The 16,170-nt window shown below is 46.9% G+C and carries 21 protein-coding genes and 1 pseudogene; 19 read left to right on the top strand and 3 right to left on the bottom strand.

Going from position 1 to position 16,170, the window contains the following annotated elements; translation table 11 throughout:
- The 18 genes and pseudogenes from AXX12_RS18935 to rodA form a co-directional block, all read left to right on the top strand.
- Nucleotides 1-143, top strand: a 143-nt coding sequence (locus tag AXX12_RS18935; RefSeq protein WP_197470593.1) for a sodium ion-translocating decarboxylase subunit beta, incomplete at its 5' end; no start/stop codon positions are given.
- Nucleotides 144-161: 18 nt separating this feature from the next.
- Nucleotides 162-308: a hypothetical protein gene (locus tag AXX12_RS19705; RefSeq protein WP_197470768.1), complete on the top strand. Its 147-nt coding sequence runs from the start codon at nt 162-164 to the stop codon at nt 306-308.
- 223 nt (nt 309-531) lie between these two features.
- Nucleotides 532-1,092 (top strand): transporter permease, encoded by a 561-nt coding sequence (locus tag AXX12_RS19920; protein ID WP_231881929.1) that lies wholly within the window; start codon nt 532-534, stop codon nt 1,090-1,092.
- 21 nt (nt 1,093-1,113) lie between these two features.
- On the top strand, nt 1,114-1,593 hold the full coding sequence (locus AXX12_RS19915) for an SLC13 family permease (RefSeq protein ID WP_231881928.1): 480 nt from the start codon (nt 1,114-1,116) through the stop codon (nt 1,591-1,593).
- Nucleotides 1,594-2,004: 411 nt separating this feature from the next.
- Entirely contained in the window at nt 2,005-3,354 is a 1,350-nt protein-coding gene (locus AXX12_RS16775) for an SLC13 family permease (protein WP_066245193.1), read from the top strand.
- 171 nt (nt 3,355-3,525) lie between these two features.
- Nucleotides 3,526-4,710: a CaiB/BaiF CoA transferase family protein gene (locus AXX12_RS16770; RefSeq protein ID WP_066245191.1), complete on the top strand. Its 1,185-nt coding sequence runs from the start codon at nt 3,526-3,528 to the stop codon at nt 4,708-4,710.
- Nucleotides 4,711-4,765: 55 nt separating this feature from the next.
- Nucleotides 4,766-5,314, top strand: a complete 549-nt coding sequence (locus AXX12_RS16765; RefSeq protein ID WP_066245189.1) for a hypothetical protein — start codon at nt 4,766-4,768, stop codon at nt 5,312-5,314.
- Nucleotides 5,315-5,472: 158 nt separating this feature from the next.
- Complete coding sequence (locus AXX12_RS16760) at nt 5,473-5,841, top strand: zinc ribbon domain-containing protein (protein ID WP_066245187.1); 369 nt, start codon at nt 5,473-5,475, stop codon at nt 5,839-5,841.
- 120 nt (nt 5,842-5,961) lie between these two features.
- Nucleotides 5,962-6,234, top strand: coding sequence for a DUF4321 domain-containing protein (locus tag AXX12_RS16755; RefSeq protein WP_066245185.1), 273 nt, complete (start codon nt 5,962-5,964; stop codon nt 6,232-6,234).
- A 17-nt stretch (nt 6,235-6,251) separates the two neighbouring features.
- Complete coding sequence (locus AXX12_RS16750) at nt 6,252-6,821, top strand: Maf family protein (protein ID WP_066245183.1); 570 nt, start codon at nt 6,252-6,254, stop codon at nt 6,819-6,821.
- Nucleotides 6,818-7,510, top strand: a complete 693-nt coding sequence (radC, locus tag AXX12_RS16745) for a RadC family protein (RefSeq protein WP_066245182.1) — start codon at nt 6,818-6,820, stop codon at nt 7,508-7,510. Before AXX12_RS16750 ends, radC begins: the two co-directional genes overlap by 4 nt.
- A gap of 34 nt (nt 7,511-7,544) precedes the next feature.
- A complete protein-coding gene (locus tag AXX12_RS16740) occupies nt 7,545-8,576 on the top strand; it encodes a rod shape-determining protein (protein WP_074431391.1) in 1,032 nt (343 codons plus the stop codon).
- 59 nt (nt 8,577-8,635) lie between these two features.
- A complete protein-coding gene (mreC, locus tag AXX12_RS16735) occupies nt 8,636-9,514 on the top strand; it encodes a rod shape-determining protein MreC (protein WP_231881937.1) in 879 nt (292 codons plus the stop codon).
- Complete coding sequence (gene mreD / locus AXX12_RS16730) at nt 9,511-9,996, top strand: rod shape-determining protein MreD (RefSeq protein WP_066245177.1); 486 nt, start codon at nt 9,511-9,513, stop codon at nt 9,994-9,996. The genes mreC and mreD overlap by 4 nt, the downstream gene beginning before the upstream one ends.
- Nucleotides 9,997-10,034: 38 nt before the next feature.
- Nucleotides 10,035-11,870, top strand: coding sequence for a penicillin-binding protein 2 (gene mrdA, locus AXX12_RS16725; RefSeq protein WP_066245175.1), 1,836 nt, complete (start codon nt 10,035-10,037; stop codon nt 11,868-11,870).
- Nucleotides 11,871-11,979: 109 nt separating this feature from the next.
- Nucleotides 11,980-12,771, top strand: a complete 792-nt coding sequence (minD, locus tag AXX12_RS16720; RefSeq protein ID WP_066245172.1) for a septum site-determining protein MinD — start codon at nt 11,980-11,982, stop codon at nt 12,769-12,771.
- A gap of 13 nt (nt 12,772-12,784) precedes the next feature.
- A pseudogene (minE, locus tag AXX12_RS16715) lies at nt 12,785-13,045 on the top strand (cell division topological specificity factor MinE); the annotation flags it as partial.
- Nucleotides 13,046-13,139: 94 nt separating this feature from the next.
- A complete protein-coding gene (gene rodA, locus AXX12_RS16710) occupies nt 13,140-14,246 on the top strand; it encodes a rod shape-determining protein RodA (protein ID WP_066245168.1) in 1,107 nt (368 codons plus the stop codon).
- A 54-nt stretch (nt 14,247-14,300) separates the two neighbouring features.
- Here rodA and AXX12_RS16705 read toward each other — a convergent pair whose 3' ends face one another.
- The 3 genes from AXX12_RS16705 to AXX12_RS16695 form a co-directional block, all read right to left on the bottom strand.
- Nucleotides 14,301-14,555, bottom strand: coding sequence for a F0F1 ATP synthase subunit C (locus tag AXX12_RS16705; protein WP_066245167.1), 255 nt, complete (start codon nt 14,553-14,555; stop codon nt 14,301-14,303).
- Nucleotides 14,543-14,965, bottom strand: a complete 423-nt coding sequence (locus tag AXX12_RS16700) for an ATP synthase subunit I (RefSeq protein WP_066245165.1) — start codon at nt 14,963-14,965, stop codon at nt 14,543-14,545. Before AXX12_RS16700 ends, AXX12_RS16705 begins: the two co-directional genes overlap by 13 nt.
- Nucleotides 14,966-15,088: 123 nt before the next feature.
- Nucleotides 15,089-15,493, bottom strand: a complete 405-nt coding sequence (locus AXX12_RS16695; RefSeq protein ID WP_066245163.1) for an ATP synthase subunit I — start codon at nt 15,491-15,493, stop codon at nt 15,089-15,091.
- Nucleotides 15,494-15,730: 237 nt separating this feature from the next.
- On the opposite strand from AXX12_RS16695, the gene AXX12_RS16690 reads away from it, so the two are divergent.
- A complete protein-coding gene (locus AXX12_RS16690; RefSeq protein ID WP_066245161.1) occupies nt 15,731-16,099 on the top strand; it encodes a helix-turn-helix domain-containing protein in 369 nt (122 codons plus the stop codon).
- Nucleotides 16,100-16,170 lie beyond the last annotated feature (71 nt).

Raw genomic sequence — 16,170 nt, 5'->3', positions numbered from 1 at the left:
GCGTTATTGCTAAGATGGCTCTAAAAGAAGATCCAACCAACTTTATCATCCAGCACGCCATCGGCGTTAACGTAGCCGGCCAAGTTGCATCAGTTGTTGCCGGCGGTCTGGTTCTGGCTCTAATTCCCGCATTATCGAAATAATTTGGAGGTGTGCTGAAAATGTCACAAGCTACTATGAATGCGATAACCATGATGGCAGTCGCACTCCCTACCATGTTTCTGGTTATCTTTGTTTTTATGATTGCCACTACGGCACTGCATAAAGCGTTTCCTGCTCCTGCAGAAGGCGAAGAAGACGAAGATTAATCTCCCTTTGGAATTCTGATGTTACTGGGGTACTACGGTACCCCGGTAATCCGGTAATCCTGGAACTAACTCTCATAAAACTGTAGAAAAAGACACAGACTATTAGCGCTAGCATATCTGCCTATACACAGTGAAAAATGAATAATTTTCCAGACGGATTCCTCTGTCAGTTATAGGGATTGAAGATTAGCTGCACTATAGATTATGTAGGGGGGAAGAATTCATGGATATTAGTACTGCTGCAATAGCCTCAATGGTAGCGCTAGCTATCGTGGTTATTATCAGTTGTGTCAACGAGGATCTTAACGTAGGCTTCTTGGGTATTGGTTTCGCTATCATCGTAGGCGGGGCCTTCAGCGGAATGACTGGGGCAAAAGTAATGGCCTCCTTCCCGCTAAGTTTGTTCATGATTCTGATTGGTGTTACGTTCCTGTTCGGTATGGCTCAAACTAACGGCACCATGGAGAAGCTGACTGCTTACTCTGTTCGTGTTTGTAAAGGCAACACCGCCCTGATTCCGTTGATCGTGTATCTATTGACAACATTTGTCACCACGATTGGACCTGGCAACATTGCTGGTTGCGCTTTGATGGCGCCTGTAGCGATGGCGATTGCCACCCGTGTTGGCATGCCGGCTTTTCTCATGACTCTGATTGTTGTTGGCGCTGCCAATGGTGCTGCGTTCTCTCCGTTTGCTCCGACTGGTATTATTTCCAATGGTATTATCGCCAAGATGGCTCCCCAGCTTGGTATTGCCGCTGATTCACTCAACGGATTGGCGTGAAAAATTCATTTCAACTCTACTATGGTTCAAGGGCTTATCAATATCGGCGGTTTCTTCCTGCTTGGTGGCTGGGCTTGGATTCAAAAACAGCGTGGCGCCACCCTCGATATTGATGAAATCGCGCCACAGCCTGAACCGTTCAACAAGCATCAATGGCTGACTCTCGCTATGGTAGGGATATTGATTCTTCTCGTTGTTCTACCTGGTCTGCCAGGGATGAAGGGAATGTTCCCGAAAGTTGTTCTGAACATGCTGTCAAACGTTGGCTCGATCGCTTTTGTGCTTTCCTGCGTGTTGATGCTCACTGGTTCCGGCGACAGCAAAGCGGCTGTTAAAGTAATGCCTTGGGGCGTTATCATGATGGTTTGCGGCGTGTCTGTATTGATCGATGTTATGGACCAGGCCGGTGGTCTGAACGCAATGGTTAAAATGATCGGCGCCTTATCTAGTCCTACGAGCGTTGTGCTATGTATTCTTTGGTCTGTTAGGTTTCTAGCCTAAACAGAAGATTACTGCGAAAAAGCAACAAATAGGGGGGCAAATTTGTCCCCCTGACTTTTTCTTCAAAAAAGTCATACTCTTCAAATAAGTAGCAACAAACAGAAAAAACAGTAAAAAAAGAGGAATTGAGCCACTCTTTAGCGAATTGATCCCTCATATAACAAGAAAGAGGGTTAAAATCAAATTAATTATCAGAAGAATCTATATTTACATAATTAATATAATTGTGTAAAATATAAATGTGAAAGGGGTGATGTGTACCAACGTATGCAGGCAGGTACTATCTAGCAATCATTATCTACTCATTTTTTATTTATTGACAGCTAACTGCCGAATCTGTTGGGTCAAAACAAAAAGTTACCCAATACCCGAAGTGACTTAAAAAAGTGTAATTGAGGAGGAAACGGTTGTATGGAATTGTCAATGGCTGCAATTATGTCTATTGTCGCATTGCTCATCGTCGTTATCATCAGTTGTATTAATGAAGATTTGCACGTAGGTTTCCTGGCGGTCGCTTTTGGTATCATCGTTGGCGGCATATGGGGTGGGGCTACTGGCGCTAAAGTTTTGACCTACTTCCCGGTTGGTCTGTTCATGATCCTTGTCGGCGTTACGTTCTTTTTCGGTATGGCTCAAACCAATGGTACGATGGAAAAACTAACTGCTTATTCCATTCGTGTTTGTAAAGGCAATACCGCGATTGTTCCGTTTGTTGTCTTTGTATTGACTACTTTTGTTACCACCATTGGACCTGGCAACATCGCCGGTACTGCTCTGATGGCTCCGGTGGCCATGGCTATCGCCACTCGCATCGGTATGCCTGCCTTCCTGATGACTCTGGTCGTTGTCGGCGCTGCTAACGGCGCTGCATTCTCTCCGTTTGCTCCGACCGGTATTATCTCCAACGGCATTATTGCCAAAATGGCTCCCCAACTCGGTATGGCTGCTGATTCGCTCAACAGTCTAGCCTGGAAAATTCACTTCAATTCTACTGTAGCGCAAGGTGTTGCCAATATTGGCGGCTTCTTCCTACTTGGCGGCTGGGCCTGGATTAAGAAACAACGCGGCGAAACGTTGAACATTGACGAACTCGCTCCGCAACCCGAACCGTTTGACAAACACCAATGGCTGACCCTATCTTTGGTAGGTATATTGATTCTCGCTATCGTTCTGCCAGGTCTGCCTATGTTCAAAGGCGTATTCCCCAAGACCCTGCTTAACCTGCTCTCTAACGTTGGCACGGTAGCATTTATTCTCGCAGGTGTGATGATGCTGACTGGCTCTGGCGACTCTAAGAAAGCCATTAAAGTAATGCCATGGGGCGTTATCATGATGGTTTGCGGCGTTACCGTTCTCATCGAAGTTATGGACAAAGCCGGCGGCCTGAATGCCTTCGTTAAAATGATTGGTGCGGTTTCGAATCCGACCACTGTTAACGCTTGGCTGGCTTTGATCACTGGTGTCATTTCCGCTTACTCCAGCTCCTCCGGCGTTGTTATGCCGATGTTCCTGCCGATGGTTCCTGGTTTGATCAAAGAAGTCGGCGGCGGCAACCCTGTTGCTCTGATTTCCTCGATCAACATCGGTGCACACTTGGTTGACACCTCGCCGTTGTCCACTCTCGGCGCTCTTTGTATCGCTTGCGCTGGTGACCACGAAGACAAAGCCAAGCTATTCCGCAACCTCTTAATCTGGGGTCTGTCGATGTCCGTAGTTGGCGCGGTTATCTGCTACGTCTTCTTTGGTATCCTGGGACTGTAATTCGTACTTTTTGATGAAGGCCGGAGCGTTAGCTTCGGCCTTCATCCTATTTCGTGTCCAGACATGCTAGGTAATTTAGAATAATTATGCTATAATTAATGTGATATGTTCCTGCCCGGCAGGGGCATATTATACATATTCCACGATTCGAGAGACTGAGGAGGTTATGAATTGAAACCATTAAAAGGTGTAGTTGTACTTGACCTGAGCCGTGTGTTGGCTGGGCCGTATGCGAGCATGATGATGGCGGATTATGGCGCCACCATGGTGAAAATTGAACCGCCCAGGGTAGGAGACGATTCACGCGCCTACGGTCCGTTTGTTGGTAAAGAAAGTGCGTATTTCATGAGCCTGAATCGTAACAAACGTTCCATGACTCTTAATCTGAAAGAGCAGGCTGCTAAAGATTTATTTAGGGAAATGGTTAAAAAGGCTGACGTCGTTCTCGAGAACTATCGTCCGGGAACGATGGAGAAATTTGGACTCGGCTATGAAGAACTCAAACAGATCAATCCGAAGATTATCTATGCAACCTGTTCCGGTTTTGGTCAGACTGGTCCATATGTGCATAAACCTGCCTATGATATCATTGTACAAGCAATGGGCGGCATCATGAGCGTCACCGGTCCTGAAGGCGGCGAGCCGACACGGGTCGGCGCATCAGTCGGTGACATTATTGCTGGACTTTTCACTACGATTGGCGTTTTGATGGCTCTTTACCATCGTGAACGTACCGGTGAAGGCCAACTGGTTGATGTTGGCATGCTCGATTGTCAGGTGGCGGTGCTCGAAAATGCGATTTCCCGCTATTTGGTTAGCGGCGAAGTACCTCAGCCGATCGGCAATCGTCATCCGTCAATCACTCCGTTTGCAGCCTTTACGGCAAAAGACGGTCATATTATTGTTGGCGCTGGCAATGATCGCCTGTGGGAAAAACTTTGCAATCTCATCGAACGTACTGATCTGCTGACAGATGAACGCTTTAGCACTAACTTAAAACGTACCCAGAATGTAAATGAACTAAAAGTTATTCTTGATGCTGTCTTCAAAGTTAAGACGATTGATCAATGGATGAAGGCATTGGAGGCGGCGGGTGTCCCATGCGCTCCGATCAATACGGTTGATAAAATCATAAACGACCCACAGATCAAAGCTCGTGAAATGATTGTAGAGCTTGAGCATCCGGTTGCTGGTCATATGAAGGTCCCTGGAGTGCCGATCAAGTTCTCGGCTACACCTGGTTCTGTCGATACTCCGGCCCCATTACTTGGACAACACACAGAAGAGTTATTGCATGAACTGCTAGGACTATCAAAAGAACAAGTTGATGAACTGAGAGCGAAAAACGCAATTTAGCTGGAAAGAGATGGGCGCGCCTAGCGCGTCCGTCTCTTCACTTCCTGGAGGTAGTATGAGTAAGGATTCAGCAATCTTAATTGAAACATCCCAAGTGCATAAAAAAAATCGTATTGTTATTGGTATCGCCATCTTGGCCTTTGGGCTACTTTTTGCATTTTCCGTCTATAAGTGGGTTGTGGTTGGCGTTCAACAACCGATAGAAATCTTTTTTAATTTGATGTTTATTTATGTGCTGATTGAACGGGCTCAGGCGAAATACATCTGCGAGATCGGCAAAAAAACCATTCGGATCACTAAGAAGAGCCTTCTGGGTAGCAAAACTTATGAGGTTGACTATAAAGACATTAATGGAATCTATAAATACAAAACTGGTTTGGTTCATGTGGTCAAATTTCGGCGTACCTATCGATTGAACTCAGCGCTAGATAATCGACTGGTTTGGGCTATGGCGTATGAGGCTCCAGGCAAAGGTGGAAAAGTGGAGAATCACCGGATCTTTTTTAAGGCTAGTGACGAGCTTCTCAATCTGTTGGACGAGAAAATGCCTAACAGAGTAAGATTGACAGAAGAACAGGTGGCTCTCAAGATATTGAAAAAATAGGATTCGCTATTTAACTCGCTAATGCGCTCTGAGCTATAAGGCTTAGGGCGCGTTCTTTTAGTAAGACTGCTTTTAGTCTGTTCAAACGATTTGGGACATGCTATGATATAGATTAATTCTACCAGCAATACAAATACGGAGGTAGGAGGTATGTGGTTATGAACTGTGCACATTGCGGGACTATTTTACCGGAACAAGCAAACTTTTGTCTTCAGTGCGGCGCTGTACAACAGACGAAAGTCGTTGACAAACTGGTTTGCAATGTGGTGTTTCGTCAGGTTGACGAGAAGTGGTCCCTTTTTGGCAAAGAGATATGCCGCTTTGAAGCAGTTGGCGAGGATGGTGCTACGATAGCGGTGTCTGATAAATTCACGTTAACCGGCTTTGAAATTTACGGGCCGAATGAAAAAAACCGCAAGTATAAGGCTGCATTTGACGGCTTGGTTAAGAAGTTGCTTGCTGAGGGTTGGAAACAAACCGAAAAAGCAGGTAAGCAATGGTTTGAGCTTCAATTCCAACAATCGTAATCGAAATGTTAAATATTGCTGGTTCGTAGCTGAGAAAAACCTTGCTGCGCGCAAGGTTTTTTTGCTTTTTTGTAGAATCATATACAGGAAACACGTTAAGGGTTTTCAGGAGGATCTATTGTGAGAGCAAGCAAAGGCAGAGGCTGGCTATTATTGGTGCTGTTTCTGATTATCGGTGCCGTTCTAGGTGGAGTATTGGGAGAGGTTCTAGCGAAGCAGGCCTTTTTCGCTGACCTTGCGCCATATCTAACCAAACATTATGTTTTACTCAACGTACCACCATTAACAGTAGATCTTTATATCGCGCAAATTGTAGGCGGGCTGGTTTTGCAGCCGAGTCTCATGAGCATACTAGGAATGCTACTGGGTATTTTCATTTACCGTCGTTTCTAAATGGGGAGTTGAGACTCATGAATGTGATTCTGGCCTCTGCGTCGCCCCGTCGTCGCCAACTGTTAGAGCAGGTTGGGCTGTGTTTCGCCGTTCAAGCGAGTGATGTCATGGAGGCCGCGAAGCCAGGGCTTTCTCCGGCTGAATTGGCTAAGTCTCTTGCGGTTGATAAGGCAACTTCAGTCGCTGCAACAGCTGATTCTCAGGCAGTCGTTATCGGGGCTGACACCATCGTTGTTTATAAAGGCGAGGTATTTGGCAAGCCTAACAATCAAGAACAAGCAAGGGATATGCTTCACTCGTTAGCCGGGCAGCAACACCAAGTCATCACTGGTGTCACAGTTGTCGCTGACGGTGAGGTCTTCAGCGATTGTGCTGTAACATTAGTGACTTTCCGCGATCTGACTGAAGCAGAAATTGATTCGTATATTGAGACTGATGAATGGGTGGACAAGGCAGGCTCATACGGGATTCAGGGCATGGGCGCTTTGCTGGTTGAGCGAATTGAAGGCTGTTATGCCAATGTTGTTGGCTTGCCGTTAGTGACGCTTTCGCGATTGCTATTGAGAGTGGGTGTTCGCCTGCTATGAATTCACAGAAGCCTTTGACCATTAAAGAATTGCCTGAACAGGACCGGCCGCGTGAGCGTTTATTAAAACACGGCGCTCAAACCTTGTCGACCGCTGACTTAGTCGCGATTTTACTGCGCGTAGGCAGCCGCGAGGAGTCGGCTGTTAGGCTGGCCGAACACCTGCTGTTTGATCATCAAGGCTTAGCCGGCTTGGGCCGGATTACACCCCGCGAGATGGTCAAGCTGAAAGGTATTGGATTGGTCAAAGCGGTGACAATAGCTGCCGCGCTTGAATTGGGAAAGCGGTTGCGTGACCAAAAGAGTGAAGAGCGGCCGGTTATTCGCAATTCACAGGACGTCAGAGACCATATGATGCCCCTATTGCGGTATGAACAGAGAGAAAAATTTTATCTACTGCCGCTGTCAACCAAGAATCATGTTCTTGATGAACGAGAAATCTCAATTGGCAGCCTTAACGCCTCGATTGTTCATCCCCGTGAGCTGTTCAGGGAAGCATTAAATTATGCCGCCGCATCGGTCATTTTGGTGCACAACCATCCGAGCGGTGACCCTGCTCCCAGCCGCGAGGACATCGAAGTAACCCGTCGTTTGATGGAAGCAGGAAAACTGCTTGAGATACCGGTCCTAGACCACGTAATTATTGGCGATGGTAAGTATGTAAGCATGAAAGATAAGGGAATAATATGAGAGTATGTAGGATTGAAGGGAGTCGTGATTCTAAGTGAATCTATTTGGATCGTTTTCACGCGATATGGGGATAGATCTGGGCACCGCCAATACACTAGTTTTTGTCCGCGGACGGGGAATCGTCTTAAATGAGCCTTCTGTTGTCGCAATTCAACGTGACACTGGTGAGGTTTTGGCAGTTGGCGAAGAGGCGAAACAGATGTTAGGACGGACGCCAGGCAATATTATTGCCATTCGTCCGCTAAAAGACGGAGTCATCGCTGATTTTGATGTGACTCAGTCGATGTTGAAATACTTTATTCAAAAATGTCTTGGTAAGCGTAGCTTTATTCGGCCGCGCATCATTGTTGGTGTACCCTCTGGCGTGACTGAGGTCGAAAAGCGGGCTGTCATTGATGCAACGGTACAGGCTGGCGCGAGAGAAGCATATTTAATTGAAGAACCAATGGCTGCAGCCATTGGTGCTGGTTTACCGGTATATGAGCCTACTGGCAACATGGTAGTCGATATCGGTGGCGGTACTACCGAGGTTGCGGTTATCTCGCTCGGCGGTATTGTAAACTCGAAATCGATCCGTATTGGCGGCGATGAGCTTGATGAAGCAATTATCCAATACGTTAAGCGTAGCTATAACATGATGATTGGTGAACGCACAGCTGAGCAAGTTAAGATTACTATGGGATCGGCAATAACGCCGCCCGAGAATCAGACGTTTGAAGTCCGCGGGCGTGACATGGTCACTGGTCTGCCCAAAACGCTTACTCTCAGCGCTAAAGAGGTTCAACACGCCCTGAGTGAACCCGTGCTTGGAATTATCGAAGCGGTCAAAGCTACTCTGGAAAAGACTCCCCCAGAATTGTCGGCAGATGTGATGGATCGGGGAATCGTTATGACTGGTGGCGGTTCGTTGTTACACGGCCTTGACGTCCTTTTAGCGCAAGAAACCGGCATGCCGGTTCATGTATCAGAAGATGCGTTACAGTGCGTGGCCAATGGAACAGGCAAGGCACTCGAGAGTATCGAACTGCTGAAGCGAGTCCTGATTTCGTCGTCGCGTCGCAGCTAATTGCGTAAGGTAGAGAGAATGCCAGAAGACCTGGCTGAGAGAGGAGACAACAGGTGCGCATGTTGCAAAAGCGGTCGGTGGTGCTGGCGGTTGCGGTGTTCACCGTATTTCTGCTGGCTGCCTCGGCCGGTGTAGGTAAGTTTCGGTTTCCGGTAGCAGAAAGATTGGTGGCAGTGGTGCTTACTCCTTTTGAGAGTGCCTTGGCAAAAGTGAGCTACCAGATCCGTTCGTCTGTCCGCTTCGTCGGAGACATTGCTACCGCCTATCGAGATAACCAAATGTTGAAAGTAGAAAACGAGCAACTGCGTCAGCAGATACTGCAACTAAATGAAGTGCTGGCAGAGAATACGCGGCTAAAGGCAACTCTTGACTATAAGAAAAGTATGCCCCAGTTTGATTTTGTGATTGCCTCTGTGATTGCCCGCGATCCTGGATCATGGACAAGCACGGTAATGATCGATCGCGGCTCAGCTGACGGTATTAATAAAGATATGCCGGTGGTAACATCTCGTGGCCTGATCGGCAATGTTGTTCAAGCATTTCCGCATTCTGCCAAAGTATTGCTGCTGACAGATGGAAAAAGCGCGGTTGGCTCTTTAGTACAACGACCAGAATCGCGCGTGGCCGGTATTGTTGAAGGTGCAGACGCCCCGTCGCTGGCACCGCGTATGGTGAATCTGGCCCGCGACGCGGATGTGATTAAAGGCGATAAAATTATTACCTCTGGTCTAGGAGGTATTTATCCCAAAGGGCTACTCATTGGCGAAGTGACAGAAGTCGTCAACGCAGAAGGCGGTCTGTTAAAATATGCTACCTTGAAGCCCGCTGCTGATTTTGATAGACTAGAAGAGGTTCAGGTTCTTGTCCGCTCGCGCGAACAGCTTAGCCCGGTACCGGGTCAACCTGCGCAGCCTGTTCCAACGGGGCAGGTACGATGAAACAGGTAGGCGTGTTAGTACTGAGCGTTCTCGTTTTATTGCTCTTGCAGGCGACGATTTTGCCGCAGCTATTATCAGCTGCGGTTAAGCCTGATTTGCTGCTGATCTTCACTGTGTCCTGCGGCCTGCTGTGTGGACGTGAAAAAGCTGTAGGCATTGGCTTTTTCTCCGGTTTGCTGCAAGATTTGGCTTCAGGCAACATTTTTGGTATTCATACTTTATCCAAGATGGCTATTGGCTATTTGGCTGGCTTGGCGGAACAAAAGGTTTTTAAAGAACATATTTTTTTGCCAATGGCAGCCATGTTGGTTGCCAGTTTATTAAACAGTGCACTGATGCTGGCGCTGATGACATTTCTAGGCTACCGCATCGGCTGGAGTGCGGCGATGTCTGGTGAGATTTTGCCGTCACTACTCTATAACGTGCTTTTTTCAGTTCCGGTTCATCAAACGGTGTATCGTCTGGCTAAGCGCTGGGACTGACACCTGCCAGGGAATAAGCGAATGGGCGGTGTTTCTTCTTGACTGTAAAACGGCAGTTGCAAAGATTAGATGTGATGGGCATGCTAGTCATGCTCATCTTTGTTGCTCTAGTTTCTCGACTTAGTTATCTGCAAATCGCGCAAGGAAAGCACTTTGAAGATCTCGCCAACGGTAACCGTATCCGTTTGATCCCGATTCAGGCTCCGCGTGGTATTTTCTACGACCGCAACGGAGTGCAACTCGTCACAAACCGTCCTGGGTTCACAGTCGACTTCATGCTACCATCCGGTCAGCCGGAGCCTCAGGTTCTTGAAAAACTATCGCAGATTCTTGGCATGAAAAAAGAGGAAATTCTTGCTAAGCTGGAACAGCGCAAGGGATCGTTTGATCCGGTTCGAATCAAAGCAAATGTGGGACCGGAAATCGTCGCTAAAATTGAAGAACGTCGCAATGAACTACCAGGCGTAATTATTGAAATCCAGCCTGTGCGGACTTATAATAACAAGACCTTCGCCGCTCATCTGTTTGGCTATGTCAGCGAAATCAATGATACGGAGTTAGAAAAACGCAAAAGCGACGGCTATAAAGCCGGCGATATCATTGGCAAGTTTGGCCTAGAACGCGTGTTTGATAAAGAATTGCGTGGCATAGACGGCGGCGGGCAAACAGAAGTCAACGTCAGTGGCAGACCAGTCCAGGTTCTTGGCAAAAAGGATCCAATTCCGGGGCAAAATCTTGTTCTCACCATCGACTACCGCATCCAAAAGGCGGCAGAGATGGCAATAGATGAGACTCTAAAGTACTTACAAACACAAACAGAATTTCGCAATGCACATGCCGCATCAGTTGTCGCTCTTAATCCGAAGACGGGAGAGGTATTGGCGATGGTCAGCCGTCCTGCCTTTGACCCCAATCTGTTCGCAGGCGGCATTTCAGAAAAAGATTGGAAACTGATTAACGAGAACCCCTTCAACCCAATGGACAACAAAGCTATTTCCGGGGAATATCCGCCAGGATCTGTCTTTAAAATCGTTACTGGCACTGCGGCGCTAGAACTAAAAAAAGTTACTCCAGAAGAAAAGATACTCGATACAGGACGCCATTGGCTGATTGATAAAAGCAATGCTCATGGCGAAGCACTGGGATGGATCAATTTTAATGAGGCTTTTGCTAAGTCTGATAACGTATATTTTTATGAAATGGGCAATCGACTAGGTATTGACAACCTGGAAAAATATGCGCGAATGTTTGGGCTTGGCGCTTTTACTGGGATTAATTTGCTGGGAGAGTCGGATGGCTTGGTTGCTAACCGCCGTTACAAAGAAAAAGTATATGGTGAGCAGTGGTATCTGTCAGAAACGTTTGACGCTGCAATCGGTCAGGGGTTCAATCTAGTTACTCCTTTGCAACAGGCTCAGTTGATTGCGCAGATTGCTAGTGGCGGTCTTCGCTACCGACCATACCTTGTAAAGCAGATTACCGGACCAGACGGCAAAGTAGTCAAGGATTACGCACCTGAGCAAGTCGGCAAAGTAGACATTTCACCGGCGAATCTCGAACTGATTCGCAATGGGCTGCGTGATGTTGCTCTGCCTGGTGGAACTGCTGGCTACCTATTCGCCGATTTTCCGGTTCAAATAGCCGGTAAAACCGGAACAGCCGAGAACTCACATGGCGCAGATCATGGCTGGTTTGTCGCGTATGCTCCTTATGAAGATCCAACGATTGCCGTAGCGGTTATTGTCGAGCAAGGCGGCTATGGCGGGTCGTCAGCAGGCGTTATTACTAAAAAAGTTCTGGAAGCTGCATTTAATCTTAATCAAGATACGACAAATGCCCCTAAGGTATTTAAATCAAATAAAGTCGCGATTTGATTCCTCCTTGGATTGCCGAATGAGGCAGGAAAACCTGACCTTCAAGCCGAATAGTAAAAAATCGGTAATATGCGTTTGATGGGAATGGCTGGGATGAGGGGGATTACGCGTGGGGGATATTATTGTCGTTACATCCGGTAAAGGCGGGGTCGGCAAGACGACAACTGTGGCCAATTTGGGCGCAGGACTTGCCTTGTCCGGCAAAAAGGTTGCACTAATCGATGCTGACATTGGACTGCGAAATTTGGATGTTGTCATGGGGCTGGAGAATCGGATTGTTTTTGACTTAGTGGATGTTACAGAAGGCGCTTGTCGCCTGAAACAAGCATTGATTAAAGATAAACGGTATGATAATTTATTTCTCTTGCCTGCAGCGCAGACACGAGATAAGTTTTCAATTTCGCCTGACCAAATGCGCGAAATATGCCGCGATTTGGCCCGCGACTTCGATTATGTCATTATTGACAGCCCGGCAGGCATTGAGCGAGGCTTTACCAACGCAATCGCTGGCGCTGAGAAAGCGATAGTCGTCACAACACCCGACGTGTCAGCCGTACGTGATGCTGACCGGATTCTTGGTTTGTTAGAGTCATCTGGAAAAACTGACTTGAAGCTCATTATTAACCGAATCCGTCCGGAAATGGTCAAACGCGGCGAGATGATGTCAATTGATGATGTTATTGAAATCTTGTCAGTTGATTTGCTAGGCGTAATCCCGGAAGATGAGTATATTATTATTTCTACAAACCGGGGGGAACCGGCTGTAACTAATCCAACCACACTGGCGAGCGAGGCTTACAAAAACGTCGTAAGACGGCTGACTGGGGAAAATGTACCGCTCCTTGTTCTCGCTCCCCCTAAGGGCCTGTGGGCCCGGCTCAAACTCCTGATCGGGCTATGAGGAGGGACAAGCTATGCTAAGTATGCTAAAAAAGCTATTAGGCGAACAGCCTGCCGTTGGCTCCAAAGATATTGCTAAAGAACGGCTCCGTTTGGTTCTCCTGCATGATCGTGCCAATGTTTCACCGCAATATATGGGACTTCTTAGGGACGATATGATCAAAGTTGTATCAAACTATATGGAGATCAATCCGCAAGACATGGAAGTGAATCTGAATCGCGACGATCAGACGGTAACGCTCGTTGCCAACATTCCCGTTAGTGCGGTTAAACGCTCTCCTGCCACGCGTCAGATCGACCCTGCAAACGATGAGCAAGCCGTACTCCAAAGTGAACCCTGTATGACGACTAGGGAAGGTATAATCGAAAATGCTGAACCGACGACTGCTGCGAAATCTTGATTTCATTCTCATTCTTGATATTATCGCCTTGATTGTCGTGAGCCTGATTTTCATCGGCAGCGCCACCCATATCAATACGCCCAGTGAGGATCGTTACTGGTATGTGCAACGTCAAGGGATATTTGCTTTAATTAATATAGTGATTATCTTTGTCATGCTGCACTTTGACTATAAATCAATTGGCAGGTATGCGAATTTACTGTATGTGCTCAATTTAGTGATGCTGTTGGCAGTCATGTTTGTCGGCCAATCGGCTTTGGGCGCTCAACGCTGGATTCAAATCGGTCCAATTACCCTACAACCATCGGAGTTTTCCAAACTGATTATGATTGTTAGTTTGGCGAATCTGCTGGATAAAAGGGCTGGCCAACTTCAAACCTGGCGAGATATTTTGCCGGTTTTTCTGTATGTGGGAATACCGTTTTTGCTGGTTCTCAAGCAACCCGACTTGGGCACCTCGCTAGTATTTCTTTCGATATTGTTTGGGATGATTTTTGTCGCTGGCATACCCACGCGTAAGCTGTTCACGATTATCGGAGCCGGGTTAGCTTTTATGCCGATCTTTTGGCATTTTCTAAAAGACTATCAGAAGATGCGTTTGACAGTCTTTCTCGATCCCAACGTTGATCCGCTAGGATCTGGTTATCATATCATTCAATCAAAAATTGCTATTGGCTCAGGAATGTTGACAGGCAAAGGTTTGTTCAGCGGGACACAAAGCCAGCTTAACTTCTTGCCGGAAAATCACACCGACTTTATCTTTGCTGTGATTGGCGAAGAAGTCGGCTTTATCGGTAGCCTGTTGGTATTACTGCTGTACTTTATTCTGCTATACCGAGGGTTAAAGATTGCAGGCGAAGCGAGGGACAACTTTGGCACCCTAATAGCTGCGGGCGTCACCTCGATGATGGCATTTCATGTTCTGGTCAATGTCGGTATGACTGCCGGCATCATGCCGGTTACTGGTATCCCACTGCCGCTAATGAGCTACGGCGTGAGTGCTTTGACGACCAATATGATCAGCTTAGGTTTGTTGTTAAATATCTATATGCGACGACAAAAGATACTGTTTTGAAACCAATAAAGCAGGTGCGGACGACATTTGTCTGCACCTGCTTTATTGGTTTGTCTATTGCCCAAAATACGGATTGGCGATGACTAATACAATGGCGATTACAGTGGCGATAATTGGGATTGACTCAATGAGTCCGATCGAAATCAACATCGTTGGTAGCAAGGAGGACTTCAATTCCGGCTTCCTGCCCATCGCGTCCAGGGTGGTGTAGGCCACTTTTGCGTCACACTTGGGTGCACTCAGTGTTACGGTGAGAATAATAATGACAGCAGCGATGACAGAACAAACGATAATGATTACCCTCTCCATGTCTTATTCTCCTTTCCTGTTATTTTGACAGTATCCTGATCAAAAGCAAGGCAGAAGACTTGCCAAACAATTGCTATCCGCTGGGTAACAAATAGTCCGGCCAGTACAGCGATGATATGGAGATCCAGACAGTATTCACCAAAAAGTATAAATGCGACCACGACACAGAACCGGCTGATGAAGCCGTTGTTTACGTTCATAACCGCCTGATGCGCACTGGTCTCTAAACCTTTCTGATATTGGAATTTCAGTAACATCGAAAAACTAATTCCGGCTAGTGTGCCATAGAGAATAGCCAAGGCATGCTGTTCAAACCCAATCAGAGCAGCAACTATACTGATGACAATACCTGCGGCCGCCATCACAAGTATACACTGCTTATTGCTAATCAAGTGAAATTCGCCCATCATCAACACACCTCTTTGTCAAGCTGATTATGACTATATGTCATAATCGGGAGCGTGCCAATTTATCCGCTGGACGGCTAGATTCGAGACCGCTTAAGCAGCTCAGCCTCATCATCTAAGCAAGGGCTAGTGGTTCCGGCGGTGCGATGGGCGCTGCTCCCTGGATTGTTTTTGCAGCAGGAAAAAGCGACTGAGAGACAGTATCAGACGGAAAGGCAGGATAATACCTGCTAAGAATGCGATCAGGTTTGGTCCTGGATCGCGGACTACTAATACTATACCGACAAGCAGCAGATAGAATCGGGAAAAAGCGTCTTCGTTCATACAGGCGTCTGCTTGCACGGGTCTAAAGGCGTCTTTTTTGATTTGATAATAGAGCAAGAGGTAGTACAGGCAACTGGCGGCAATGCCAATCAGCAGACCTGGCAATATGTCAGCTCGATGCGAGAGCAACACAACAGTGCACATAAATAGACCGGCGGAGACCATGACAGACAGGGTGCGCTTCAGACCGAAACCAAGTTCGTTCATTACTTCGCCTTCTTTTTATATTTATGACAAATTGTCATTGGAAATAGCGAAACAGTAAACTTGATTTTCGTTTAAGCCAGATAATAGAGCAAATAAATCATCGGCTCAGTTATATTATATGACAATTTGTCATATAAGTCTTGCGTTTTTTTCATTCTAGAATAATTATTTTGACACAGAGGGAATAGTCATACTATTATATATTCATATACCGAAATTGACAGGGAGTGTGCGTAAATGACGCTCGGAGAAAAGGTCCGGTTTGTTAGAGAAAAAGCGGGACTTACTACAGAGGAATTGGCTCGGCGTCTCAAGGTTTCCCAATCGTACATCTCCCACGTGGAAAACAATCGCCGCCTCTTAGGGCGTGACCGGATTGTTGCCCTGTCCAAGACACTTGATATACCGGTTGAGTTTTTTTTGCGGGAAGATATACTCCGACTGGATGAGTTGAAAGTCAGCTCAGCGCTGCGGGCACGACTATCTGAATCACGCTATGCGAATTATCTGGTTGCTCTGGATAAGGCAGTCGAGGCGGAAATATCGCCAGAAGAATTAGAACGGGCAATTGAGTTTATTCGGAATTACAAAAACCAAGCGCAATAGCATGGAAAACAAAGAACCACGACGCCACACCGGCCCGTGGTTCTTTGTCTATCAACATTCTGGCGAAGCCT

The sequence above is a fragment of the Anaerosporomusa subterranea genome, from assembly GCF_001611555.1.
In the GTDB taxonomy this organism is placed as follows: Bacteria; Bacillota; Negativicutes; order Sporomusales; family Acetonemataceae; genus Anaerosporomusa; species Anaerosporomusa subterranea.
Note: the sequence above shows the minus strand (reverse complement) of the source record. Positions and strands in the feature narration are given on the sequence as shown.

What these genes read in the sequence shown, in the direction of transcription:
- AXX12_RS19705 (WP_197470768.1), top strand. Translation starts at nt 162, where the DNA reads ATGTCACAAGCTACTATGAATGCGATAACCATGATGGCAGTCGCACTC.
- AXX12_RS19920 (WP_231881929.1), top strand. Translation starts at nt 532, where the DNA reads ATGGATATTAGTACTGCTGCAATAGCCTCAATGGTAGCGCTAGCTATC.
- AXX12_RS19915 (WP_231881928.1), top strand. Translation starts at nt 1,114, where the DNA reads ATGGTTCAAGGGCTTATCAATATCGGCGGTTTCTTCCTGCTTGGTGGC.
- AXX12_RS16775 (WP_066245193.1), top strand. Translation starts at nt 2,005, where the DNA reads ATGGAATTGTCAATGGCTGCAATTATGTCTATTGTCGCATTGCTCATC.
- AXX12_RS16765 (WP_066245189.1), top strand. Translation starts at nt 4,766, where the DNA reads ATGAGTAAGGATTCAGCAATCTTAATTGAAACATCCCAAGTGCATAAA.
- AXX12_RS16760 (WP_066245187.1), top strand. Translation starts at nt 5,473, where the DNA reads ATGAACTGTGCACATTGCGGGACTATTTTACCGGAACAAGCAAACTTT.
- AXX12_RS16750 (WP_066245183.1), top strand. Translation starts at nt 6,252, where the DNA reads ATGAATGTGATTCTGGCCTCTGCGTCGCCCCGTCGTCGCCAACTGTTA.
- radC (WP_066245182.1), top strand. Translation starts at nt 6,818, where the DNA reads ATGAATTCACAGAAGCCTTTGACCATTAAAGAATTGCCTGAACAGGAC.
- mreC (WP_231881937.1), top strand. Translation starts at nt 8,636, where the DNA reads ATGTTGCAAAAGCGGTCGGTGGTGCTGGCGGTTGCGGTGTTCACCGTA.
- mreD (WP_066245177.1), top strand. Translation starts at nt 9,511, where the DNA reads ATGAAACAGGTAGGCGTGTTAGTACTGAGCGTTCTCGTTTTATTGCTC.
- rodA (WP_066245168.1), top strand. Translation starts at nt 13,140, where the DNA reads ATGCTGAACCGACGACTGCTGCGAAATCTTGATTTCATTCTCATTCTT.
- AXX12_RS16705 (WP_066245167.1), bottom strand. Translation starts at nt 14,555, where the DNA reads ATGGAGAGGGTAATCATTATCGTTTGTTCTGTCATCGCTGCTGTCATT.
- AXX12_RS16700 (WP_066245165.1), bottom strand. Translation starts at nt 14,965, where the DNA reads ATGATGGGCGAATTTCACTTGATTAGCAATAAGCAGTGTATACTTGTG.
- AXX12_RS16695 (WP_066245163.1), bottom strand. Translation starts at nt 15,493, where the DNA reads ATGAACGAACTTGGTTTCGGTCTGAAGCGCACCCTGTCTGTCATGGTC.
- AXX12_RS16690 (WP_066245161.1), top strand. Translation starts at nt 15,731, where the DNA reads ATGACGCTCGGAGAAAAGGTCCGGTTTGTTAGAGAAAAAGCGGGACTT.